General features: G+C 34.5%; 23 protein-coding genes. 5 read left to right on the top strand and 18 right to left on the bottom strand.

The genetic code is table 11. The annotated features are described in order from the left end of the window. Window positions 1-95 precede the first annotated feature (95 nt). From BLP68_RS07065 to BLP68_RS07045, 5 genes are all read right to left on the bottom strand, one after another. Window positions 96-1,424 carry a glutathionylspermidine synthase family protein gene (locus tag BLP68_RS07065; RefSeq protein ID WP_091541718.1) on the bottom strand — a complete coding sequence of 443 codons (1,329 nt, stop codon included), beginning with the start codon at window positions 1,422-1,424 and terminating at the stop codon, window positions 96-98. Further along, window positions 1,402-2,727, bottom strand: a complete 1,326-nt coding sequence (locus tag BLP68_RS07060; protein ID WP_091541715.1) for a glutamate--cysteine ligase — start codon at window positions 2,725-2,727, stop codon at window positions 1,402-1,404. Before BLP68_RS07060 ends, BLP68_RS07065 begins: the two co-directional genes overlap by 23 nt. Before the next feature lie 31 nt (window positions 2,728-2,758). Further along, entirely contained in the window at window positions 2,759-3,202 is a 444-nt protein-coding gene (locus tag BLP68_RS07055; protein ID WP_091541712.1) for a DMT family transporter, read from the bottom strand. 8 nt (window positions 3,203-3,210) lie between these two features. Continuing rightward, window positions 3,211-3,633 (bottom strand): DMT family transporter, encoded by a 423-nt coding sequence (locus BLP68_RS07050; RefSeq protein WP_176758905.1) that lies wholly within the window; start codon window positions 3,631-3,633, stop codon window positions 3,211-3,213. Window positions 3,634-3,761: 128 nt separating this feature from the next. Further along, window positions 3,762-5,069 carry a TolB-like translocation protein gene (locus BLP68_RS07045; protein WP_091541706.1) on the bottom strand — a complete coding sequence of 436 codons (1,308 nt, stop codon included), beginning with the start codon at window positions 5,067-5,069 and terminating at the stop codon, window positions 3,762-3,764. Between the two features lie 78 nt (window positions 5,070-5,147). Between BLP68_RS07045 and BLP68_RS07040 the strand changes: the two genes are divergently transcribed. Continuing rightward, complete coding sequence (locus tag BLP68_RS07040) at window positions 5,148-5,465, top strand: methyl-accepting chemotaxis protein (RefSeq protein WP_091541704.1); 318 nt, start codon at window positions 5,148-5,150, stop codon at window positions 5,463-5,465. Between the two features lie 69 nt (window positions 5,466-5,534). Here the strand turns inward: BLP68_RS07040 and thrB are convergent, their stop codons facing one another. The 13 genes from thrB to tpx all read right to left on the bottom strand — a co-directional run bounded on the left by thrB (window position 5,535) and on the right by tpx (window position 18,647). Beyond that, window positions 5,535-6,419 carry a homoserine kinase gene (gene thrB, locus BLP68_RS07035; protein ID WP_091541701.1) on the bottom strand — a complete coding sequence of 295 codons (885 nt, stop codon included), beginning with the start codon at window positions 6,417-6,419 and terminating at the stop codon, window positions 5,535-5,537. Beyond that, a complete protein-coding gene (gene thrC / locus BLP68_RS07030) occupies window positions 6,412-7,485 on the bottom strand; it encodes a threonine synthase (protein WP_091541698.1) in 1,074 nt (357 codons plus the stop codon). The genes thrB and thrC overlap by 8 nt, the downstream gene beginning before the upstream one ends. Before the next feature lie 52 nt (window positions 7,486-7,537). Next, window positions 7,538-7,984, bottom strand: coding sequence for an ACT domain-containing protein (locus BLP68_RS07025; protein WP_091541696.1), 447 nt, complete (start codon window positions 7,982-7,984; stop codon window positions 7,538-7,540). A 170-nt stretch (window positions 7,985-8,154) separates the two neighbouring features. Continuing rightward, a complete protein-coding gene (locus BLP68_RS07020) occupies window positions 8,155-8,985 on the bottom strand; it encodes a nitroreductase family protein (RefSeq protein WP_091541693.1) in 831 nt (276 codons plus the stop codon). Between the two features lie 169 nt (window positions 8,986-9,154). Beyond that, entirely contained in the window at window positions 9,155-9,703 is a 549-nt protein-coding gene (locus BLP68_RS07015) for a hypothetical protein (protein WP_091541691.1), read from the bottom strand. A gap of 124 nt (window positions 9,704-9,827) precedes the next feature. After that, window positions 9,828-10,766, bottom strand: a complete 939-nt coding sequence (locus tag BLP68_RS07010) for a hypothetical protein (protein WP_091541689.1) — start codon at window positions 10,764-10,766, stop codon at window positions 9,828-9,830. 275 nt (window positions 10,767-11,041) lie between these two features. Continuing rightward, a complete protein-coding gene (locus BLP68_RS07005; RefSeq protein ID WP_091541687.1) occupies window positions 11,042-12,037 on the bottom strand; it encodes a hypothetical protein in 996 nt (331 codons plus the stop codon). A gap of 18 nt (window positions 12,038-12,055) precedes the next feature. Next, window positions 12,056-12,679, bottom strand: a complete 624-nt coding sequence (locus BLP68_RS07000; RefSeq protein ID WP_176758904.1) for a metallophosphoesterase family protein — start codon at window positions 12,677-12,679, stop codon at window positions 12,056-12,058. A gap of 66 nt (window positions 12,680-12,745) precedes the next feature. After that, a complete protein-coding gene (locus tag BLP68_RS06995) occupies window positions 12,746-12,970 on the bottom strand; it encodes a MoaD/ThiS family protein (protein WP_091541683.1) in 225 nt (74 codons plus the stop codon). Between the two features lie 14 nt (window positions 12,971-12,984). After that, complete coding sequence (locus BLP68_RS06990; RefSeq protein ID WP_091541681.1) at window positions 12,985-14,064, bottom strand: tungsten cofactor oxidoreductase radical SAM maturase; 1,080 nt, start codon at window positions 14,062-14,064, stop codon at window positions 12,985-12,987. Between the two features lie 60 nt (window positions 14,065-14,124). Further along, window positions 14,125-15,918, bottom strand: coding sequence for an aldehyde ferredoxin oxidoreductase family protein (locus BLP68_RS06985; protein ID WP_091541678.1), 1,794 nt, complete (start codon window positions 15,916-15,918; stop codon window positions 14,125-14,127). A gap of 165 nt (window positions 15,919-16,083) precedes the next feature. Next, a complete protein-coding gene (locus BLP68_RS06980; protein ID WP_091541677.1) occupies window positions 16,084-18,027 on the bottom strand; it encodes a sigma-54-dependent Fis family transcriptional regulator in 1,944 nt (647 codons plus the stop codon). Between the two features lie 110 nt (window positions 18,028-18,137). Continuing rightward, the gene (gene tpx, locus BLP68_RS06975) at window positions 18,138-18,647 is read right to left on the bottom strand and encodes a thiol peroxidase (protein ID WP_091541673.1); all 510 of its coding nucleotides are present in this window, start codon (window positions 18,645-18,647) and stop codon (window positions 18,138-18,140) included. Between the two features lie 177 nt (window positions 18,648-18,824). Here tpx and BLP68_RS06970 point away from each other — a divergent pair, with 177 nt between their 5' ends. The 4 genes from BLP68_RS06970 to BLP68_RS06955 all read left to right on the top strand — a co-directional run bounded on the left by BLP68_RS06970 (window position 18,825) and on the right by BLP68_RS06955 (window position 23,590). Further along, complete coding sequence (locus BLP68_RS06970) at window positions 18,825-20,780, top strand: molybdopterin-dependent oxidoreductase (RefSeq protein WP_091541671.1); 1,956 nt, start codon at window positions 18,825-18,827, stop codon at window positions 20,778-20,780. Between the two features lie 84 nt (window positions 20,781-20,864). Further along, entirely contained in the window at window positions 20,865-21,071 is a 207-nt protein-coding gene (locus tag BLP68_RS06965; protein ID WP_091541669.1) for a hypothetical protein, read from the top strand. A 287-nt stretch (window positions 21,072-21,358) separates the two neighbouring features. Then, a complete protein-coding gene (locus tag BLP68_RS06960; RefSeq protein ID WP_091541667.1) occupies window positions 21,359-22,111 on the top strand; it encodes an FMN-binding protein in 753 nt (250 codons plus the stop codon). Window positions 22,112-22,222: 111 nt separating this feature from the next. Then, window positions 22,223-23,590, top strand: a complete 1,368-nt coding sequence (locus BLP68_RS06955; protein ID WP_176758903.1) for an MATE family efflux transporter — start codon at window positions 22,223-22,225, stop codon at window positions 23,588-23,590. Window positions 23,591-23,606 lie beyond the last annotated feature (16 nt).

The following is a 23,606-nucleotide window of genomic DNA, read 5'->3' as shown; positions in this document are numbered from 1 at the left end:
ATTGATCATAAGGGGGGACCACCTCTTAACAACACCGTATTGCATTGGGAGTTAGGAACGAACGCTCCTGTGCAATAAAAAAAGGCACTGGGCCTTTATTTTTTTTCTAGTATAAAATTTGGTACTGTATAGCATTCAACAATACTACCTATAATATTTTTGGTTCCTACCCGCGTGTAAACACCTTGAAGCTTGCCGTTGTACATAAATAAACCAATAATATAATTGTAGTCAAAAAATTCAATGTCATCATATGTGAATTTAGCCATAGATATCTTTGGTACCATGCAAAATTCTTGTAATAAATAATCCTCAACCGCTTCATCTTTGATAATCTTCATCCATTCATGGTCATTATAGTCTCTACCAATTCGTACTCCCCTTGAAGCATATTTATCCATAGGCTTTAATACAAGCTTATTTTTATTCTCAAGAGTATATTTAACCATTTCATTGTCATTATTATTAAAGACGATGGTAAAGGGTATGTGCTTATTGATAAATCCTCTCTCATCATCAGAGAGGAAGGGGGTTTTATCCTTGTCATGCAATATGGCAAATATATTTTTATTATGTATAATTTGCGAACGCAGAGGGCCTATTACACAAATATCCCCGGCCAAATAAGCATTTATAAAATCTTGAACCTCCTCAGCCCTTTCAATTATTTCCCATGTAACTGCTCTACGGTAAATACAGTCAATAGGTAGATCTTTATAGTATAGCTTCCCATTTTTATATTCCAGCCATCTTGGGTCAACTATAACAGTTGTACACCCGTTAGCTTCAAAATATTTTTTGAATTCAATAAACTCGCTTGGAGGTTCTCCTTCAATCCAGTCCATAATTGCTACATTTGGTTTTTCATTTGCTTTACTGTATTTTTTATAATTAGCCAGTAATGCATCTACCCACGATTGAAATAGCTCGAAGCCTTTGTATTCATAATGAGATGAGTATTGATTTAATGCTTTTGAACTTGAAAATATTTTTTGTAGCTCCTGTTGTTCACTCATTCCTGAGGAGCCATCAGCATTAAGCTCACAAAATTGAAAGCTTCCGTTATAATGGTAGAATATATCAAATCGTCCCATGGGGGTATTACAATCATAGCCAGGATCCTTCAATATCATTTTTTCCAATAATGATGAAAATCCAAAGTGGGTACGAAAATCTTCATTGTGGAGGTAGTGTTGAATCACTTTGTTTAGAATAGTCATTAGCTGCTGGGTTAGGTTATCAAACATATTCATATCCTTTGATGATAAAAACATTGGCTGATATAAAAACTCCACCGGTTTACCCTTGTACCTTGCTGGCGATTCCTCCACTGCCTTTTCAACTGTCTTATATTCCTCAATAAACTCTTGCTTATTTTGCAATAGGTTTTCTTTATAGACCTTAAATAATTTCTCTGTTTCCACTTTCCTTCCTCCCCACCCATTTATTCAAACTGCACCATTCCAAGGTTTTTAGTCCAGCTTCTTTAATTAGAGCCTTTGAAACCATTGCTGGGTTTTTCTGCTGCATCAGCAGCTGTTCTAAGGGTATTAAGTAGCTAGCTTCTTCTTCCTTTAATCCCTTTTTAGCTAAATCCAATATAAGAGATAAAATTTCATATATTTTTTTACCTCTAAAAATACCCATAAAGCCATCATTTATTAAATTACTTCTATAGGCTGCTAGTTTTTTATCATCGGTAGCTTCTGTGAGCTTATATAGATACATTAATGCATCCTCATGATAAAACAGTCCCTTAATTAAAGCTATATATGCAAAGCTTAAAGGATATGGCAAGCTATCTGCCATACGTAATTCAATATATTTACGGGCACGGACATCTGGAAATACCATTGACATTATATGATCAATTTCATTTGTGTTAAAAGTATATAAATCCATAACCTCTTCTGTTTTTAAGCTATCTGTCTTAATTATATTTCCATCCTTAACAATAAAAATAGGGGGTATATTTAGAATATACTGGGCATACTTCTCATACCCAAAGTCTTCTACCATTGCTCCGTGTAAAAGTCCTCCTCTTTCTGAGTCGGTGTTATCCCATATGGTACTCCTTACACTATTTTTTTCATATATCCTTCCCTCAAATACAGGAGCATTATCGGTTATCAAGGCCAGTAAAGGAGATAAAAAGTTTGCGACCTTATATTTTCTTATGAAATCCTCTTCATTACTATAGTCTATTACAACCTGTAGAGAAGCAGTGCCCTTCATCATATTGTGTGCATATTTCCCCCTTCCCTTAAAATGATTTGACATATACTCATATCTTTTTTTAGGGTTAAAGGGTATATCATCAATTGAAGTCTTTGGATGATAACCAATAGCCATTAATAGTTGCCCATGTTCTTCTAAGATTGGCACTATGTTTTCTAAAAACTCCATATAGATATTTTCTATTTCATTTATGCTACTACAAGATATAATACTAAATTCCAACTGACCACCTGGCTCCAAAGTTATAACACCTGAATCACATTCCAGTCCAATTACATAGGTTCCTTCATATTTAGGTTGATATCCCTTAACTATCATTTTTTTTAGAATACTTTCTATACCATTTTCCTGATAAAAATTAACAGAGTTTAATGTTTTCTTATCCACGATGATATGTTCAACTTCCACACCTATTTTAAAATCATCCTTTGATTTTTCACCTGATCTAAGTACCCCACAAAAAGCATTGAGTTTTTCCTGATATTCCATCCCATTTCCCACCCTTATGTTATTAATATATCTATAATCTTTTCTTTGTTATAAATAAATTATATATTAGACCTGCTATTACCAATACAAATCCAACAAATTTCTCTTTTGAAATTTCTTCTCTGTTTAATAAATCTAAAGCAAATCCACCAGTAAATTGCCCAATAAAAATAAACAATGTAGCAAATATTATAGGTATTTTAGGCAGTAAATTATTAGTGCCAGCCACTACTGCTATGGTAATAATGCCACCTAAGTATATGTATAAAGGTATTGATCTTAACTCTTCAAAGGAAAACTGAAGCTGTTTTTGATAAAAAAGAACTATTAATGCAGCTGTTATAGTTCCCATAAGATTATTTAGGAAGACTACACGATATGTTCCTAAGTTTTTAGAAAGCTGAGCATTAAATATGGAAGATACTGTTATCATACATCCCGCCATAAATGCCAATAGACAAACTATAACTACCATTTTATCTCCTATCCTATCATCATAATAATTACTCCCAAAATAATCAATAGAAAGCCTGGTACTTGCTCCATTTTCTGAGGAATTTTTTTCATTCCCAGAAGACCAAAATTGTCAACTACTAAAGAAGCAGCTATCTGACCCAAAAGTATAAATGCAACTGTAACAGATACACCAAGCCACTGAAAGCTAATATTATTAACAACAACAATTAATGCCCCTAATACACCTCCACTGTAAAAATAAAATGGATATACCGCTTGCTTCTTACTTTTTTCTCCCTTAAGTTTGACAATACTTATAGCTCCCAGCATTCCAATAAAATGTACAATCAAAGAGCTAGAATAAACATCAGTATAAATACTCAGCAGCCCATTTAAATGTATAAATAAGGCCAAGAGGATTCCTATTAACAGTGCCATCAGATAGTTCATAAAATCCCCTCTTTCAACAACAAAATAGCCCACCATTGGTGAAGCTAATGGTTATATCGACTATAAATATACATATAGCTAGATTTACCCAATTTAATGTTGAGAAAAACAAAAATAAATGTTTTATACTATTTCAACCAATAAATATTGTTATCGGTATTTATTATGATAAATTGTTTTTCATCAGAATCGTAGTGTACTTCTTCAGCCGGCCAGGGGAATGTAAACAATGGATTATACTCACCATCTCGTGTAAATTCCATCAGTTGGTTATTATTAATTAAATAGGCTAAATTACCATTTGTAATGATAAACATATCTTTGCTATTTAATAATAATGGTGCATCAAATTCAATTTTTTCCCTACTTATAACATTCATAATTACCAAGGCTTCCCTTTTACCTAGATTATACACATATAAATAGTCATCAAATATAAATTCGTAATAATTATAGGGCATTTTTTCTATAATATTTCTTTCATCGCTGGCTATATCATACGTTAAAACTTCTTTGTAATCCATTCCTTCATAGTAATCCTCTATCATTTTAATAGTGCCAACTGCAATGGCTACTCTGCTGCTGCTTTCGTTCCATTGTATAGCATCTATTGGGTTAATTAGACCCTCTTCCCTTGAGTAAATAACAGTTTCGCTATAATCTACCAATGAAAAGAGACAAAAATCTGTTCCAATAAACGTCTCTCTATCTCCAATTATAATGCTTGTTTTCTCAGACTCTGGCGATGAAGCAATATAAGCTATCCATTCATCATTTGGGGACCATTTAAGAGAAAGTGCTTCAATTTGTGCTATAAAACTACCATTTCTATCATAAATTTCTTCATTATTTAGAATAAAATAATCTCCATGGTTACTCCAATGGGTAGCTCGTAGAAAATTCAGAAATTCATCCTCTAATAATGCTTCTTTTATCAGTATAGCATTATTCTCATTTAAGTCATATAAGTATAATTGATGACCCATAGAACTGTCCTTAGTATACAAAACTGCCTTTCTATCTGGTGACACAACAACATTAGGCCTTCTTGTTCCAGTTATATTTTCTTCCATTTGTTTGCCTTCACCATTGGATAAGATGTATAATGCTCCATCATAATCTACATAAAGGGCCTCCTCCTCCATTAAAGGAGTAAACCAGTCATAATTCTCAAGACCCTCAAAAATTATTGTCTTTTCCATTGTAGAGGAGTTTATCATATAATAGTTGAACCCTGTATCTGTCATACCAGTAAAATAGAATTTCCCGTTTGCTATATCAACCCCTGTTTTACTTCTTATACCTTCATCAACAATGGCCTCCTCCAATGCCAAGCCCTCCTGTGGCAAAGGCCTTTCTCTTGGATATATTCCCCCACAGGATACTAAAATAATTGTAAATCCAATTAAAATGAACAGCTTAGTAAATTTCTTCATTTATCCACCTCATTTCATATTTAATTATTATTTCCATATTAATTTCCATTTATCAATTGATTTTGTAAGCAATCCTTTATGGCAAGTATGGATGTTATATTTTTTACTTGTATATGTCATTCTCTTTATCCATTATTAAAGTCCATTGAGCAGATCACTTACAAAATTAATGAGATTGGTGAATATGTAAAAGAAATGAATTTAGATGGTGAGCAAATAGTATCAGTAATCGAAAATATATCTGCTGTTTCAGAGGAGACTGCTGCTTCCTCACAGCAGGTTACCGCATCCATGGAGCAAACCGCAAGTGCTGTTGAGGATGTTGCTAATGCAGCAAATGAGTTGAACCTATTGGCAGATAGACTTTCTAGTCAAATTAAGCAGTTCAAGTTATAGATATATAGCAGTATAAAGGGGCTGCCTTTAATGATTGTAAAAATCATTTTAAGACAGCCCCTTTTAATATTAAATAAGTTCTATGTTATGTCCCTTTAATTCCATCATAGTCCATCTTTCTGGCAGTCCACCTATAAGGCTCTTTAGCTTGTTGGCATCTTCATTTTGATTTTTCACACTTAACAATATTACTGTTGGCCCTGCTCCACTTAAATAAACATTCATATTATCTTTTTCTGCATAATTAAAAATAAGTTTTAATGATTCCATCAACTCAATTCGATAAGGCTGGTGAAGTCGGTCCTTTAAAGCATGGGCTATCAAATTATATTTTCCCGAAGCCAATGCTGCAACTAGAATTGAAGCTTTTCCAATATTGTAGACGGCATCCTTAAAGAGAATTGTATCTGGCAAAATACTTCTTGCTAATGAAGTGCTCAGGCTTACATCTGGAAATACTGCCCAAAAGCTTAGTTTTTCATCTACTTGAAAATTTACATATTGTATTTCTTCATCCTCTTTAAAGGATACAACAAATCCACCTAACAATGCAGGGGCTACATTATCAGGATGCCCCTCAATTTCTATTGCCATATTAAGGATTTCATCCCTTGAAAGCTTATTATTGCATATCTTATTAGCAGCCACTAGCCCACCGACAATTGTAGCTGCACTACTTCCTAAGCCTCGCGCAACTGGTATATTATTTAATTGCTTTATTTTCAGGCCTGTTGGAAGGTAAGCTAATGTCTTAAAAACCTTCATCATGCTGATATATACTAAGTTGTTCTCGTTTGCTTCAATTAGCTCCTTATCAATCCCTTCAACTTCAATAATTAGGCCTTCATCTATTTCCTCTACCTCAATTGTATTATACAAATTAAGTGCGATTCCTAAACAATCGAATCCAGGCCCTATGTTAGCTGTTGTTGCAGGAACCATAACTCTAATCATTACCATTTCCCCCTAAGCTACGGTAAATTGCCTCCTTAATTTCTTTAATATTAACGCTGTATGGCTTCAACTTATTATTTGACGTTACAATCTCTGTATCCTTTAGTCCATTACCAGTTAAAATACATACTATATTGCTACCTGACGGAAAGTAATCTTCCTTTGCCAGTTTAATTACTCCTGCTAAGCTTGCAGCAGATGCTGGTTCTACAAAAATTCCCTCCATTGACGCCAGTAGTCTTTGTGCCTCCAATATTTCTTGATCTGTAACCTTTTCTACAGCTCCCTTAGATTCGTTACGTGCAGCAACAGCTTTGTCCCAGCTGGCGGGATTTCCGATACGTATTGCCGTAGCCACTGTTTCAGGATTTTCTACTATGGAGTTTTCTACTATAGGTGCTGCTCCCTCAGCTTGAAAGCCTAACATCTTTGGAAGTTTTTTAATTTTTCCTATTCTGTAATAATCGTTAAATCCAGCCCAATAGGCCGATATATTACCTGCGTTTCCCACAGGAATTGAAAGATAGTCTAATTCCTTTTTTTCCAGCTGATCACAAACCTCATAGGCACCAGAGCGTTGACCCAATAAACGATGAGGATTTACCGAATTAACCAATGTTACCCTACCCTCTTCGGCAATATCCCGAACAAGCCTTAATGCATCATCAAAATTCCCCTCGACTGGTAGAATTGTGGCTCCATACATGATTGCCTGTGCCAGCTTTCCAACTGCTATTTTATTATTTGGAATTAAAACAAAGCATTTTATATTAGCCTTAGCTGCATAGGCAGCAGCAGATGCAGAAGTGTTTCCTGTAGATGCGCATATAATGGCTTTACTCCCTGACTGTACTGCTTTAGTAACTGCCATTGTCATCCCTCTGTCTTTAAAAGAACCAGTCGGATTAAGCCCCTCATATTTTAAATAAACATTTACTTTCCCCAGCATTCTACTTATATTCTCTGCCAACAATAATGGTGTATTTCCTTCCTGTAATGTAATTACAGATTCCCCATCCAAAACATCGTACATTTCTTTATATGTATTAATAATTCCGCTCCTCATTTTATTGCCTCCCCTATTCTCTATATATTGTTCTTTATATTTTAGTAAAGCTTTATTCTTTACCTACAATGTTAATCTCTTTAACACCCTCTAAATCTTCTAATAATTGAATTAGTCCCTCAATTTCAACCAGCATATCCTTCGTTTCGAAGGATATTGTTACATTTGCCATTCCATGCAAGGGTATATTTTGATTCATTGTTAAAATACTGCCTTTTACTTCTGCAATTTGATTTAATATTTTAGAAAGCACACCTGGTGTATGCTCTAACAATAAAGCTATAGTAATTATTTTACCTTTGCTTATCTCATTAAAAGGCATAATAGCATCCTTATATTTGTAATAAGCACTTCTACTCATCCCTACTATTTCAACAGCCTCTTGAATAGTTGTCGCTTCGCCTTTTCTTAATATTTCCTTTGCCTTGAGGGTTTTTAAAAACACTTCTGGCAAAACTTTAGCCAGAACAAGATAATAGGTATCCTTATTAATTTCCATGATTATTCATCCTTTCTCCTAGCGTATACATTTGTATTTGTATAATGTACATATTATCACAAAATATTACTTGTATCAATTATAAATCAACAATCTTTAGTATATTAAAAACCTAGCAACCCTTAGTACTGAAAAATACGTAAGTTACTAGGTTATTGACCATTTTTCTTTTATAGTCTTAAAGCTCCAACAATATGTTGTTCAGATGGAATTTTATGTTTTTCATAAAGGTTGTCCTTTCCCTCCAATAATGCATCCCACGAAACAGGATATCCCTCTTCCTTTAAAATTTCCTCCATATACAGCATCATGATTCCTGCGTCAATTAACAAGTCTTTATCCTCCATTGCATTATTACCAACAGTTAGTATAAGCTTATCAGAGTCTAAAATAAGCTTCCATGGCTGACGATTTTGCCAAGATGGAGCCATTCTAATATGATATAAAGCATTGGTAAGCCCTCTGCTCTCAAGCTCCTCCACCATAGGTTTTTGTCCCCATATTCCATTAAATATAAATTCATTTAAGGGAACTCGTGTTGAGGTACTTGTAGGAGTAAAAGGGACATGTCCTTGTGGATGACCTAGGGCTATAAAAGCTACAAGCTTACCCTTCTCTGTAATACTTAAATTAGTCCTTAAGTCTAAATCATCCTTAATTACTGATAGCCAACAGGTACCTATTTCCATTTCTATGGCCTTTAAAACAATCTTCTCTAAAATATAACTAGAATTTTGCAAGTAACCAGGCTTCTCTTCACTGATAAATGCAATATAATTAGGAGCTTTAACAGGAAATCCTCCATAGCCTACCTTGCCATCTAAGTGGTGTCCTTTTTCGAAACCATTATTTATAAATGAAATATGAAAATCAATATCATCTAATGGTCCCTTTAAATCTTCTACATAACTCATTAATTCCATAGCCATTTCATGCTTCAATGACTGATTTTTAAAATCTCTTATTGATCTTCTATTTTCCAGTAGCGTACGATATCTCATGATTTTCAGCCTCCTTAAGTTTCTTTTTATTAATATACCCTTTTTAGAGGTTGAAAATCTTGATTAATATCACATATGTATAACATAATTTGCCACTAAGGCATATACATTTATAACCTAATAAAAAAGAAGAAAATAATAATGAGGATATAGAAAACTATATCCTCATTTACTCTTCATTTGCCCAGTTATCTAATTTTTCCATAACCAGCCTATAGGTTTCCTTCGAGACTTCAGGTAAATAGCCTAGCATATCTTCTGCTTGTTTAAATCCTTCTATAATGGCATTTTTAAGCTTTTCTAATTTATCCTTGTCTCCTCCAGAAATTGCTTTTGCAAATGCAACAATTCTATCACTTGTCTTTTCTGCACCTAAGGGTCCATCTTCTGCTATTAAAGCTGCAGCCTCATTTCTGGCGGTATCATCTACTTGAATATCGTCATCCTGCAATTCACTCATTTCTATCGCCTTATATCCTTGACGCTGAAGGAGCTCTCTTACCAGTCGAAGGAGCTGTTTATGATTAGCTTCACTTTCTGCCTTTAGCTTTAAAATTATATCATGCTCTTTAGTTTTTTTAGGATTTTCATATGTAACCTTTTTTTCTGATGATAAAATCTCATTTTCGTTGGATTTATTATTAATACTATCTTTACTTCTCTTTTCTCTAACATTTTCAGTCGATGTTATTGGTGTATTTAACTTTTCAATCCTCATTCTAACTCACGCCCTTTATTTTTTATATCGGCATAAGCTTCCTTATTCTTTACATAATGTTGCCTCTCCATTTAAATAAGCTGGTTTAAGTGAATTTCTATGTAATATATAGACCTATTGGTTGTTAAAGCCACTGAAGGCTGCCTGCAGGTGTCTTTGCTTCAAATATCAGTTTCTTAAAGGCTCCATATGCTCCCAAGCCAGCAAACACCAATCCAACAATAGTATCCATAATGAATGCAATAGCAATCTCTGAGTCAATAAAAGGCAATTCAAAGGTCAATTTTAGTGTATCAAGAAAAGATACGTCATATCCTTCGCTAATAAGCTCTTTATAAACCAATATATCCAACGTGATGAATTGTGCTATAATAAGTGCAACAAAACTTACCAGTCCAATAATCCATAAAGATGTATGGTTTATTTTCCCTTTAAAGAGCATATAGCCTTTGGTGGCAGCAGCAAAGATAGCTAAGCCTGCAACAGCAACAATATATCCAAGAAGGCCAATGATAATCCATACAACAGAACCCAATAAAGCCCCCAGAATAGCCCCCAACGTTCCCATTCCATAATTATTGTCTATATATTCTTGTTCAACTATTACCTCATTAATAGTATTAGAAATTGTGTTATAGCAGGTACTGCACATTGTCATTGCAACATTGTTATAGTTGGCAAATTCCTTTGTACCTTCATTATTACAATTAAAGCAAGCTGGTTTAGCATCAATTTTATTAAACTCATCTACAAGATGGTCCATCAGCTTTTCTATCTCAGCTAGTGAAATAGGTCCAAAGGTTCTTGATTTTGTAATGGTTAGCGAACCTCCATCATTTTCATAGTTTTGTATTTCTTTTGCAGCCAACATGGCTTCTAAAATTGAATCCAGCTTTTCTTTATTGTCTGAATTTTCAAAGGTAAGCCCAGTATAAATTGTCACTATATTTCTATTTTCTTCATAGTGTCCAATGGTAAACTGATAACTTCTATAATGTCCCCATGCCTGCTTCTTGTCTAAACTAAAATCATATTTCCCTGCAAATTTTTTTAAATTTTTCATGTATTTATCCCCTTATCCCTATTAATTTCTGCTCCATATTATTATAATATTCGACAAAAAACAACGGGACCAGACGCCTATTTATATAGGTGGTTAAATTAACATCTTATGACTTCATGAGATAAATCATAATATAAAACTACATAGTTTACAGGAGTAAGGAAATTAACGCTTGCAGTTACGAGAAAAATACATACAACTATTGAGAGTTTGCTTTTTTTATAATGCTTGATATATTGTTTATATATTTACTCCTTCATCTGGTTATCTATAAATTACCTTGTATTGCTATTCTCCATCTCGGTAAGCTGAAGTATGTCTTCTTCTGTTAGCTTTTCATATAATTGCTGTCTATATTTGCGACTTTCATCAATCTTGCTTCTTTTCCCTTTTACCTTTTCTATATCCACCCATGATATTTTCTTGTTTCTATAATATAGGTCGAAATCTACAAGTCTTTCTCCCTCCATAGTATATTCTAAAGCCATTAACAGTTTTTTAATTTCTGTTGGAGTAAAGAAAGTAAATAATCTCACTTGAAATGCTAATACAGAATATAATATTAGTGCATGATCTCTAGTCCAAGTTTCTCCTAAAATCATTCCCATTTCAAGCCTTGATAAAATATATATTAATCGATCATAATGTTTTTCATACTTTCCATATGAATCATATATATTAATTCTTAATTCATACCATTCTCCGCTTTCTAAGCTTTGAGTGATAAAACGTAATCCTTCCACCCGTAGCCTTTTTTGTATATAGCTTGCGTTAAAGGGTAGTAACAGGGTTGGCTGAATAAAATCCATTTCAGATAATGGACCATTTATAGGTTTGTCTGTTAGTGCTAGTAGGGTATCTCCCTTTTCTCCCTTACGTATACCTTCAATCCAGTTTACTAATTGTCCTTGATATGACTCTTGTAGCTTTTTTATAATTTTGCTTTCATCACCAGCAATACGCATAACCATTGAGGCTGGCCCCATATCTACTCTATATACCAATTCATTAATATGACTATTAATAATTACAGATAAACATACCGATGCAACTTCATTAACTAGAATTATTTCCTTCGCATCCTCAATACAGGTTTTAACTGGCTTTGTATCTGTTAAAAAACATAGAGTGCTATCTTCAGTTGCACTATTTAGTCCTTCATGAAATGTTGTGGCTTTTCCATTAAGCTCACTTAATATAAATTTCTTCATTTTTTCAATAGCTTCAGTACGAATAAATAAAAATCTTGGTCCCATTCTCAAGTATAACAAGCTTCTCAACTCCTATAATTAGATACCTATTCTCCCCATTTCCATCCTTCTTAATCTATTAGTACCAATAGGATAATTTAATTGATAAACTTTTTTAGTTGTTAAGTCAATTAGGTTAATATTAAGTAATCCATTTAACCCAATATGCTCTGCTCCCTTATAGTGGGCTGGCGTAAAGCTATGGCCAAATAGGTAATAATCCTTCTTTCCATTATTATTTTCGTGGTAATGATTTATATGGAATGATAAATTTTCAATTTTAATATCTCCCTTGGTTAATATGTTACCCCTTTGACTAAGCTTACTAACTATATTAAAATCATCATGATTACCCAGAGCATAGTATATTATAGCATCGCTTTCTTCTAGCTTAGTAATTAATTTTCTTACACTTTTAAAATATTCATCCTTTAATCCCTTAAGGAATTCCAGCTTTATATCATCTACCATATCACCAGTATGGATTATATACTGAGGATTGATTTTATTAACTATTCTAAAGATGTATGGATATATATCAGCAGGAGTATCACTAATGTGCATTAGGACTGGCCCTTTTACCTGAGTTAAAAATTCCTCGGGAATATATGGGTAGTTGATAAGGGAACATGCAATGGACTTTATTCTATTAACAATATTCATTCTCCTCCCTCCCATATGATAACGTTACAGGAGATAATAAAGAATGTCAATATTAACCTCCTTTTATCAACCACCTCCTACTGGTGGAAAGATTGACAGTACATCGTTATCCTTCAAGGGTGTATCAATTAATCCATCCCTTCCATTTATCAGTAAAATTGCCACCTCAGCTGGTGCAATATTGAGTTTTGAAAGTACCTCTTCAGTTGTACTTCCCTCAATTAAATCCATCTGAAGAACCTTCTGACGATTTTCTCTTAAGGTGGCAAATAGTCTTACCTCTATTATCATTGTTTTTTCACCTCCTAAGGGCACACTACAAATTGTCTACTCCAGAGACAATCAGCACAGGTTGGCATACAACCATAACAGTCTTCAAAGGTTGATTTTGTTAACTCACAGCCCTCCACTAAATCACAATCCATGCAGGAGGGATATAAGTTGTTATGGACAATATATCTAAACTGCTGATACTCTTTTTTATTCCATATATCAAGTAGAGATTCCTCCAAAATGTTACCAAAGGAATGCTTTTGAACTTGTTTTCTTCTGCCAAATGTATATTCCTCATAATCGTGTGAAAGTCTATAGCATGAGGTTACATCACCGTTTGATGTAACATATGTTGTAATATCATCTATGAAGTTACATCGTCTTTCTGTTTTCAAATGGGTATTGGGTAACTGAACTGTAATTCCTTTTCTTAAAGCATAGTTTCTAGTCTTATGCCAAATCTCCTTAAGCTTCGTATTGTTTTCTAATGTATATAGTATTTTATCTTTGTTGCCGTACTCTTGAGGTATTAAGCTGGAGATAACAACCCTGTGACAATTCAAATCCGCTGCAAAATCTATTACCTGGGAAATATTATCGATGTTTTCAGTGGATGCAACAAATTGAAGCTGAAGGAAGGGAGTTTCCTTCTTTAATCTTTTTTTTGCCTCCTGTAGCTTTTTAATTCCAGCTGCAACTGTATCAAGTGATACTCCTCTAATGTTTTTATAGTATTGATCAACACCATCTACGGAAATAGTTATTCCATCTACACATTCAACAATCTTTTCAATTAATTGCTCCTCCAAAAGAGTACCATTTGTTGTGATATGCAATTTATACTCCTTCAGATCTTCAAGGGCTTTTAGTACACTACCATAGTAAGTGGGTTCTCCTATTCCACCCAGAACAATTTCTTCTAACCCATTTATTTCTTTAATGTTTTTTATAAAGCTTTGATATACCTCATCTGACATATCATCATAGGATTTTTCCCAGCTTTTACGATAACAAATGGTACAGTCTAAATTACATCGGTCAGTTAATTCTAGATATATTTTTTTAATTGAATCACTATTAATATAGTTAACTTCATATCCAAGTTTTCTCATATTTCACCTCCATTTTATAGATAAAGAGCTTCCTTAGAAGCTCTTTTTTAATTAATATAGTTATTTTATACCTAATGATACTAGTTTATCTTCTGATGGTATACCTCTTGTATCCCATCCTCTAACTTCATAATACTCTGGTAGTAATACATCTAGCCTAACTGAGCTTCCCTTAGAAGGTCCATCCCCGATTGCTTCATTAAGAATTCTTGAAGGTAGTGTATCTTCTTCTGGCTTAATTCCTGATTCTAGATTATATACTTTTTCCATATTCCAAATTCTTTCTCCAGCTTCTATAAAGGTATCTCCTGTTAGTTCCGTGCCACATACTGCATTATAGATATCGGCATAATCCTGTGCTCCCATAGCAAATGATGTAAATAGGCATAGTCCTGAAGAATCGATTGCTGCTGTAAAGTCTTGGAATATCTTAACCCATGTTGCCTTTCCTTCTAAGGAGAATCTATCTAATTTTTCTGGAAGTCCTAGTATTTCTGGTGAAATAAGGTACGCTCTAACATGACATCCACCACGATTTGATGTAGCATAGGCCAAACCTTGACCTTGTATTCCCCTTGGATCATAGGCTGGAAGCTCTTGTTTTTTAACGGACATAGAAAACTCTGGTACTCCATATCCTTCACATAATCTGTAGGAGCCTTCAGCCAGCTTATCACCAAGTCCTTGTCTAGTACCCATTCTCTTAGTCCATTCTAAAACAGCATCAGCATTGCCGAACTCCAAAGGGACACCATCTACATCTTCTTGTTTAATGTAGCCTTTTTGATATAGCTCCATTGCAGCAGCTATTGTAGTAGCAGCTGAAATTGTATCCAGTCCCATTTCGTTACACCAATAATTAGCTTTTATTACCGCGCCTAAATCAGAAACCCCACAATCTGCTCCAAAGCCCCAGATGGTTTCATACTCAGGTCCACCTGCTTCAAGATCATCTACCTTACAGTGACGTCCACAGGCAATAGGACATCCATAGCATCCTGTACGTTTCACTAAATACTTTTCTGCCAATGTTTCTCCACTTGTAGCTTCAGCGCCATCAAAGGTGGATTGTTGCCAGTTGTTTGCAGGAAAGACACCGTTTTCATTAATAATATTTACCAGTACTGCAGTTCCATAGGTTGGTAGTCCCTGTCCTGTTACGCCATTTTCCCTTATTTTCTTATTACAGCTTGATACAACCTCTTTAAGCTTTTCTGGATTGCTTATTGCTACTTTTCCTGTACCTCTAACTGTAATAGCTTTAAGGTTTTTAGAGCCCATAACAGCACCCACACCAGAACGTCCTGCTGCTCTATCTATATCATTCATAACGGCAGCAATCTTGGAAAGTTTTTCTCCCGCTGGTCCAATTGTAGCAACCTTTACCTTATCACCTAGTTCTGCATTCAGCTCCTTTGTAACTTCAGAAGTGACTTTACCCCATAAATGAGAAGCATCCTTAATACTAATTTCATCATCATTAATATTTATATACACCGGTGCTTCTGCTTTTCCTTCGATAATAATCATATCATAGCCTGCCAATTTCAACTCTGCGCCCCAGCGTCCACCTGAATTTGAACATGCAATAGTTCCAGTTAAAGGTGATTTTGTTACCACCATATATCTACCGCCGGTTGGTGTAGGTGTTCCACTTAGAGGCCCAGTCACAAAAATAAGCTTATTTTCTGGACTTAGAGCATCTATTTTGGCATCCACCTCATTAATATAATATCTTTCAGCTAAACCTCTTCCTCCAATATACTGTTTTGCAAGATTTAAGTCTAATGCTTCAATTTTGAAGCTCTTATTAGTCAAGTCCACTCTGATAATTTTACCTGTATATCCGCCCATATCTGAATCCTCCTTTTTTTGTTTTCAATTATTAATAAGCAAGTGTTGTGCCACTTCTATGTATTATCAATAATTTCTTCGCCCCAGTTGAAACTACAACCTTTGTTTTATTGAAAATTACCAAAATAAAGAATCATCGAAATATAATATCGATGATTCTTTATTTTATGTTCCATATTGATACGTTTTTTCTTCTTCTCGGTGTTCTATTTCGGAACACTGCTCCATTTCAGAACAGTCTATGCTGTATTTATCTATTTTCCTATACAGTGTATTCCTTCCTATTCCTAAAACATCCGATGCTGTTGTTATATTCCCTCTATATTTTTTTAGAATTTTTTCAATGTGTTTTTTCTCTATATCCTCTAGTTTTTCATCAATTATTTCTACTTTTTCTTGATAATTAGGTTTTTCTAAGCTTTCACCCATACTCCATATAACACAGTTATTGGTATTAATTATATGCTCAATTTTGTTTTCTAATTCCCTAACATTTCCTGGCCAATGGTAGCTTGTCATTTTCTCAATACTTTCTTGAGAAAGGCTAAAGGGTGTTTTCCCTAGCTTCAAAGCCTTTGCAATCATAAAGTAATCTATTAAAAGGGGGATGTCATCCTTTCGTTCCCTCAGTGGTATAAGTTTTAAAGGCAAAACGTTGAGTCTATAAAATAAGTCCTTTCGAAAGTTTCCTCTCTCCACTTCTCTTCGTAGATCTTTATTTGTAGCTGCAATAATTCTTACGTCCACCTCTATTTCCTTATTGCCACCAATTCTATAAAGGGTTCCTTCCTCTAATACTCGTAGCAGTCTAGTCTGCATATCTAAAGGCATTTCTCCAATTTCGTCTAAAAATAATGTCCCTCCATCAGCCAGTTCAAACTTTCCAAAATGCCCTCCTCTTTTAGCACCTGTAAAGGCTCCTTCATCATATCCGAAAAGCTCTGCTTCAATTAGATTTCTTGGTAAAGCCCCACAGTTTAAGGCAACAAATGGTTCATCTCTACGGGAGCTATGGTTATGGATTGATTGAGCAAAAACCTCTTTTCCTGTACCGCTTTCCCCCATTATCAAAACAGTAGATGGACTATCAGCTATACCCCGTGCATAATTTACAAGGTTAACGAATTGATTACTTCTACCCACTATATTATCGAAGGTATATATGGCCTGCTTACCTATCATCTTATTAGCCAATCGCCTCATTTTTTTGATTTCTTTAATTATACATACTATCCCCTGCGAATGCTTTAGCTTATCCATAATAGGATAGCAGCTTAATGTACAATGTATCTTGCCTTTTGGTGTGTTTACAAATGATTCTTCTTCAAGGTAGGTTATGTTTTGAGCAACACTACTTTCAATTCCATTCCAGCCTTCAAGAATATTATTTATTTTCATGCCAATAATAACATCCTGTGAGTAGCCCAACATCTCACAGGCTGTCTTATTAATAGTTTTAATATATCCTTTAGGTCCCACTGTGAAAATACCCGCTTTGATGGAATCAATAATTGTTTCAATGGATTTTTTAGCTACTACCAGTTTTCTATTGACTTCATTGTTTTTAAACATTTCTTCTATCGCATTTACTGCAGCAACAACCATTCCTAAGGTATGGGAATGAACTAAATGACTGTATCCTGTTAAGTCTAAGGTTCCAATAATTTCACCTGCATTATTGCGTATAGGTGCACCAGAACAGGTCCATCTATGATAGGCTGTAATGAAGTGTTCTTCCTCAGATACCTGTACAGGTACACCCTCTGCTAAAGCTGTACCCATGGCATTTGTTCCTATATGCTCTTCATCCATATAGGCACCTGGAATCATTTCCAGCTTAAAGGCTACATCCAATACATCTTCATCACCAATGAGATTCAGTATACAACCTTCACCATCTGTTAAAATGGCAAAGAAGCCTGAGCCCTTTACAAAGTTATATAGCTGGTCCATAATGGGTCCGGCCGTGACAATAAGCTCTCTGTTTTGCTCTAATTTTTTCTGTAGGTCTTCATCCTTCAGAATTTTTGTACTGTATACCCGTTCATAATCTATGCCCATTTCAATACATCGCTGATGTGATCTTTGTATATAGGGTTTTTTGTTCATTATTCCCACTCCATTATTTTTTGTTTAAGATACCTTCATAATATTTTCATAATATTCTCTTATTACCTCAATTATCTCTATAATGTAGTGGCTTGTCAAACTATAAAATATTACAGTTGTTTAACTGTCTCAAGTGCTTTATCATAATTAGGTTGTTGGGATATTTCATTTACATACTCTACATATATAACTTTGTTGTTTTGATCCAGCACAATAACACCCCTTGCCAGTAATCTTAGTTCTTCAATTAAAAAACCATATGCTAATCCAAAGGAAGCTTCTCTATGATCTGACAGGGTAATAGCATTTTCTAGTCCCTTAGCAGCACAATATCTATTCAAAGCGAAGGGTAAATCCATACTGATGGTAACAACGACAGTATTATTTAGCTTTTCGGCTTCCTCATTGAAGGTCATTGTCTGTAAATCACATACACCTGTATCAATAGATGGAACCACACTAATTAGTTTTATCTTACCCTCCATATCCTTTAAGGTAAATTCCTTTAGGTCTTTAGTTACAGCAGTAAAATTAGGAGCAATATCTCCAACCATCATTTCTTTTCCCAACAGTGTTACTGGGTTTCCCTTCATTGTAACAACCGATTTTCTTTTATCCATTCTATTTTTCTCCCTTCATTTATTATTCTCTAATCAGTATATTACCCTCTATCCATATTTAAAAACCACTTTTTTATGTTGCTGTTTTACTTCTTTATAGGTAATTTATATGTTAAACTATTGATAAGAAAAATTAGGGTATATTCTAATGAGTATTTTAAAAAGGGGGAGGCCTAAATGAAGCAAATAAAAACAGCTTGTCCACTGGATTGTTGGGATGTCTGTAGCATTGAATTAACCGTGAATAATAATGAAATCGTCAAAATTGAAGGCGATAAAAGTCACCCTATAACTAGGGGTTTTCTTTGTTCTAAGGGTTATAAGCATGTTGAAAGACTCAACAGCCCCAAAAGAATAACATCCCCATTAAAGAAGATCAATAATCAATGGGTGGAGATTGGGTGGAAGGATGCTATTGGTGAGATTGGTGATAAATTAACTGAGATTCTTAATATTTACGGACCATCATCACTTCTTCATTATACAGAGTCTGGACACTGCGGTCTGTTGAAAAATATAGTTACTGCCTTCTTCAATAGCCTGGGCTCAGTAATTCAAACTGAAGGAAGCCTATGCTGGGGTGCAGGTATAGCTGCTCAGAAGCTGGACTTCGGGAAGGCTTTAAGTCATTCTCCAGAGGATCATTTAAACTCAAAAACTATAATAATTTGGGGTAGAAATCCTGCAGATACAAATCTTCACCTAGTTCCCTTTCTAAAGGAGGCCAAGGCACAGGGTGCTAATCTAATCTTAATTGACCCAATAAAAACCAAAACCTTTGCTTTAGCTACAGATTTTTATCAGGTTAAGCCTGAAGGCGATGGATACCTAGCCTTAGCTATGGCAAAAATAATTATTGAAAGCAACTGGGTTGATGATGAATTTTTACTTAGATATAGCAATAATTATACAGACTTTAAAGACCATCTCTTAAATATTAAAATGGAGGATTTGGTTGAATCTTCTGGATTAACTCTGGAAGAAATAATAAAGCTTACTAGAATGTATGCCCTCTCGAAGCCTTCTTCAATTATTTTAGGGTATGGCCTTCAGCGATATAAAAATGGTGGTAAAAACATTAGATATATTGATGCTCTAGCGGCCTTAACTGGCAATATTGGAGTTGACGGCGGTGGAGTAAGCTATGCAAACCAATATTTAAGTCAATGGATTAATTGGAAATATGCTTTAAATACTCCAAAGGAAAAAGGAATAACCATAAAGAAACCGCTGTTTGCAGATTTTGTTTTAGAAAAATCACCCAATACTATTAAAGGTATTTTTGTCACAAAGGGTAACCCAGTAATACAATTGCCCGACACAGGAAACACCATAAAAGCCTTTATGAGTATACCCTTAAAGGTTACAATTGATCATTTTATGACCGATACCGCTGCCCTTTCAGACTATATACTACCCTGCACCCATCAGTTTGAAGAGGAGGATTTCCTTAGCTCCTCCATGTGGCACGACTATTTCTATTATACACAACAGGCTGTTTCTCCCTCCAAGGGGGTAAAGCATGAGTTTCAAATATTTAAGGATTTGGCTATTCATATGAACTTAAACAGCTATTTACTTAATTATGGTAATGAGGCTGATTACTTAACTAAATCTCTTGAGCCATTATTAAAAAATAGCGGACTTGACTTGAATACTATGAAGGGTAATTTTTATAAACTGACAGGCAATGATGTTCCCTGGAAAAATAAGCAATTTTCAACACCCTCCAAGAAGTTTGAGTTCATATTACCTAAGGATGTAATAGATTCAAATATTGAAAGGGATTTAAATTATCCACTTCAGCTTATTACATTGCACCCCAAAAACTCACTTCATTCCCAGCATTTTATGGATGAAATCGAAGGCTCTTTACCAATAGTCTATTGCAATACCGCCACAATAAAAAACTACAATTTAGCTACAGGTGATAAGATAACTATTGAATCTATTAATGGAAGTATTAGTGCAATTGTAGAATGTGATGATGGTATTTTGAAGGACCTTCTTGTTTTATATGAAGGCTGGTGGTTAAAAAACGAAGGAATCAATAGACTTACAGGTATGCTTCTTTCTGATATTGGAAATCAGGCTGCTTATAACCACTGCTTTTGTAAAATTAAAAGTTATTAATACCATGTAATATAAGCTTCCTTATTATTCAAATTATATTTTAAATTGTTTTTGTTAAAAATATAATTGAAGGGAGTGATTTAAATGCCATGGAAACAAGGAAAGATTAAACTAGCAGATGGAACCACGTATCCAGCAGAGCTCTTAATTGAGAAGGGAAAAGAAGTTTGGAATGTTAAAATTCAAAGTGATAGAGGGGTAGTTGAAGAAATAGATCCTGACCATTTTGCCAATAAGCTTAAAAAATCTCCGGAAGATGTATACCCCTTTACCTACGAGCTAGATAACTAATAAAGTTTGAAAAATAAAGATCAATTAGCTGAATAAAGCTTTTTGATCTTTATTTTTATTCAGAACTTTCTATAAATATTGCCTGTTAATAAACAAACTCTATGGTTTTAATCCTCTAATAATATAATGTTTTCTATCCCTAATATTACATGTCCTACTAAATCCCTTTAAATATCACATTGTAACAAAATCTTAATTATTTTTTTCTCGTTAATACTTTATCTATATTAATTATTAATGTATAATTATTATGACAACAAAATTATTCTTATGGGAGGATTTATACTATGAAAAAAGTTTTACTGTTTTTACTTATTGGCATACTTGCTGCTGGGATGATTGCTTGTTCATCTAACGATGCCGAGCCAAGTGTAACACCACCGGCTGCTTCTGAGGATACTGATTCTAACCTATACAATGATGGTACCTATACAGCTGTATCTGATGCTACTGATAAAGGTTATGGTGCTGTAACTGTTACTATCGTAAACGATGAAATTACTGAAATCGAATTATTTGAATATAACGGTTTTGGTGATGAAAAGCCTGAGTCTTATGCTTATGAAGCGTATCATGAAGCAAAGGAAGCTATGCCAGCAAAATTCATTGAAGCTAATGGAACTGACGTAGAGATCTTTACTGGTGCTACTAGCTCTAGTACTAAGTGGATTCAAGCTTTAGAAAGAGCTTTAGAGATGGCAAAGACTGAATCTGACAGTGAAGCTACTTACTTTGATGGTACTTTCCTTGGATCATCTGATGTAGGTGAAAAGGGTCGTGGAGTTGCTTGGGTAACAATTGAAAATGACAAAATCGTTTCTGTAGAGTTAAAGGCATCAACCTTTGAAGCAGACACTAAAAAAGAAGTTTTCAAAGGGGAAGAATATCCATACGAGCCTTTCCATGAGGCTGTAACTGAAATGGCAGAAAGATTTGTTGAAGCCAATGGTGATGAAGTTGAAATCTTTACTGGTGCAACTGGTTCAAGTACACAATGGCAACAAGCAGTTGAACGTGCATTAGGAAAGGCTGCAAGATAATTTAATCACATACTTCAAGAAGAGAATCCAAAAGGGTTCTCTTTTTATTTTGCATTATTTATTGGAAATGGTATAATATATTTAGACATTCTAAATATATGAGGAGGCACTATGGACTACAGTGGTAAGAGGCATTTTATTCTTAATGGTAGTATGCCAAAGGTAATTTTGACTTTAGCTACTCCTATAATGTTTAATAATTTTATCCAAACCCTATATAATCTCGCTGATACTTTTTGGGTAAGTAAGCTGGGGTCTAATGAGGTTGCTGCAATGGGACTAGTTTTTCCCTTCATATTTTTAATTATTTCTATAGGGATGGGTATGAATGTAGCTGGAACAGCCTTAATTTCTCAGCATGTGGGAAATGATGATAATTCAAGTGCCAAAATGGTGGCTGGTCAAATATTCACTTTTTCACTAATCCTGTCAACTGCACTAGGTGCTATAGGTTATTTTGCTACTCCCTATTTAGTCGGTATTGTAAAGGGAGAGCCGGAGGTATTGAGTCTTAGCTCCCAGTACTTAAGTATTATGTTTCTTGACATGCCTATTGTTTTTCTGTTTTTTGTTTATAACTCTATTAAGCAGGGTCAAGGGGACACCTATACCCCTATGGTATTAAATGTCTGTGGTGTTTTATTGAACATTGTTTTAGATCCTATATTTATTTTCACATTTGGTTTAGGGATAAAGGGTGCTGCCTTTGCAACTATAATATCAAGGGGCATTTTTGCCATTTATGCAATATATACTTTATTTTCAAATAAGCAACCTATACATCTAAATAGAAAAAATCTAAAGCTAAAGAAGGATTTGCTATTTAAAATACTAAAGGTCGGTATGCCTGCTTCTATTGGGCAATCCGCTGCTGCCTTTGGCTTTATAATTTTAAATGCCTTTGTTATCTCTTATGGGACAGCAACTTTAGCAGCCTTTACAATAGGAAACAGAATTAACTCATTGGTATTGATGCCAGCAATGGGAATAGGCAGCTCTATAGCCACCATAATTGGTCAAAATTTAGGTGCTGGCAAAAATGACAGAGCTAAATTGGCGTTTAAAACCAGTGTATACCTATCTACCCTCTTTATGGTGGCTGGAAGCATAGTTCTTTTAATGGCATCTAGATCAGTTGTTGGAATTTTTGTTAAGGATGATCCCGAGGTATTAAACCAAGGAATTCGATATCTTCGATTGATTTGCATAGGACTTCCTTTGATGGGAATTTTTCAAATACTAATAGGTACCTTTCAAGGTTCAGGTCATACAGGCTACGGCATGGCATTGGAGATGGGTAGACTATGGGGTCTTAGAATACCCATGATTATATTATTTAGATACTTAACCGGATGGGGCTCCGATTCAGTTTGGTATGCAATGCTTTTAAGCAACTTTTTTATATGCATTGTAGGATACCTAATATACCTAAAGGGTACATGGCAGGAGAAGGTTATACTGGAGAAGGCAGTTAGCTAAATATAAAAATATATTC

The sequence above is a fragment of the Alkaliphilus peptidifermentans DSM 18978 genome, from assembly GCF_900101495.1.
Taxonomy (GTDB): domain Bacteria; phylum Bacillota; class Clostridia; order Peptostreptococcales; family Natronincolaceae; genus Alkaliphilus_C; species Alkaliphilus_C peptidifermentans.
The sequence above is the reverse complement of the archived record's forward strand: the minus strand, read 5'-3'. Positions and strand labels throughout refer to the sequence as shown.

Coding starts and splice junctions, on each gene's coding strand:
- BLP68_RS07060 (WP_091541715.1), bottom strand. CDS start 2,727: ATGGAATATCAGGAAAAACTCAATGCTTTTTGTGGGGTACTTAGATCA.
- BLP68_RS07055 (WP_091541712.1), bottom strand. CDS start 3,202: ATGGTAGTTATAGTTTGTCTATTGGCATTTATGGCGGGATGTATGATA.
- BLP68_RS07050 (WP_176758905.1), bottom strand. CDS start 3,633: ATGAACTATCTGATGGCACTGTTAATAGGAATCCTCTTGGCCTTATTT.
- BLP68_RS07045 (WP_091541706.1), bottom strand. CDS start 5,069: ATGAAGAAATTTACTAAGCTGTTCATTTTAATTGGATTTACAATTATT.
- BLP68_RS07040 (WP_091541704.1), top strand. CDS start 5,148: ATGGCAAGTATGGATGTTATATTTTTTACTTGTATATGTCATTCTCTT.
- thrB (WP_091541701.1), bottom strand. CDS start 6,419: ATGATTAGAGTTATGGTTCCTGCAACAACAGCTAACATAGGGCCTGGA.
- thrC (WP_091541698.1), bottom strand. CDS start 7,485: ATGAGGAGCGGAATTATTAATACATATAAAGAAATGTACGATGTTTTG.
- BLP68_RS07025 (WP_091541696.1), bottom strand. CDS start 7,984: ATGGAAATTAATAAGGATACCTATTATCTTGTTCTGGCTAAAGTTTTG.
- BLP68_RS07020 (WP_091541693.1), bottom strand. CDS start 8,985: ATGAGATATCGTACGCTACTGGAAAATAGAAGATCAATAAGAGATTTT.
- BLP68_RS07015 (WP_091541691.1), bottom strand. CDS start 9,703: ATGAGGATTGAAAAGTTAAATACACCAATAACATCGACTGAAAATGTT.
- BLP68_RS07010 (WP_091541689.1), bottom strand. CDS start 10,766: ATGAAAAATTTAAAAAAATTTGCAGGGAAATATGATTTTAGTTTAGAC.
- BLP68_RS07000 (WP_176758904.1), bottom strand. CDS start 12,679: ATGAATATTGTTAATAGAATAAAGTCCATTGCATGTTCCCTTATCAAC.
- BLP68_RS06995 (WP_091541683.1), bottom strand. CDS start 12,970: ATGATAATAGAGGTAAGACTATTTGCCACCTTAAGAGAAAATCGTCAG.
- BLP68_RS06990 (WP_091541681.1), bottom strand. CDS start 14,064: ATGAGAAAACTTGGATATGAAGTTAACTATATTAATAGTGATTCAATT.
- BLP68_RS06985 (WP_091541678.1), bottom strand. CDS start 15,918: ATGGGCGGATATACAGGTAAAATTATCAGAGTGGACTTGACTAATAAG.
- BLP68_RS06980 (WP_091541677.1), bottom strand. CDS start 18,027: ATGAACAAAAAACCCTATATACAAAGATCACATCAGCGATGTATTGAA.
- tpx (WP_091541673.1), bottom strand. CDS start 18,647: ATGGATAAAAGAAAATCGGTTGTTACAATGAAGGGAAACCCAGTAACA.
- BLP68_RS06970 (WP_091541671.1), top strand. CDS start 18,825: ATGAAGCAAATAAAAACAGCTTGTCCACTGGATTGTTGGGATGTCTGT.
- BLP68_RS06965 (WP_091541669.1), top strand. CDS start 20,865: ATGCCATGGAAACAAGGAAAGATTAAACTAGCAGATGGAACCACGTAT.
- BLP68_RS06960 (WP_091541667.1), top strand. CDS start 21,359: ATGAAAAAAGTTTTACTGTTTTTACTTATTGGCATACTTGCTGCTGGG.
- BLP68_RS06955 (WP_176758903.1), top strand. CDS start 22,223: ATGGACTACAGTGGTAAGAGGCATTTTATTCTTAATGGTAGTATGCCA.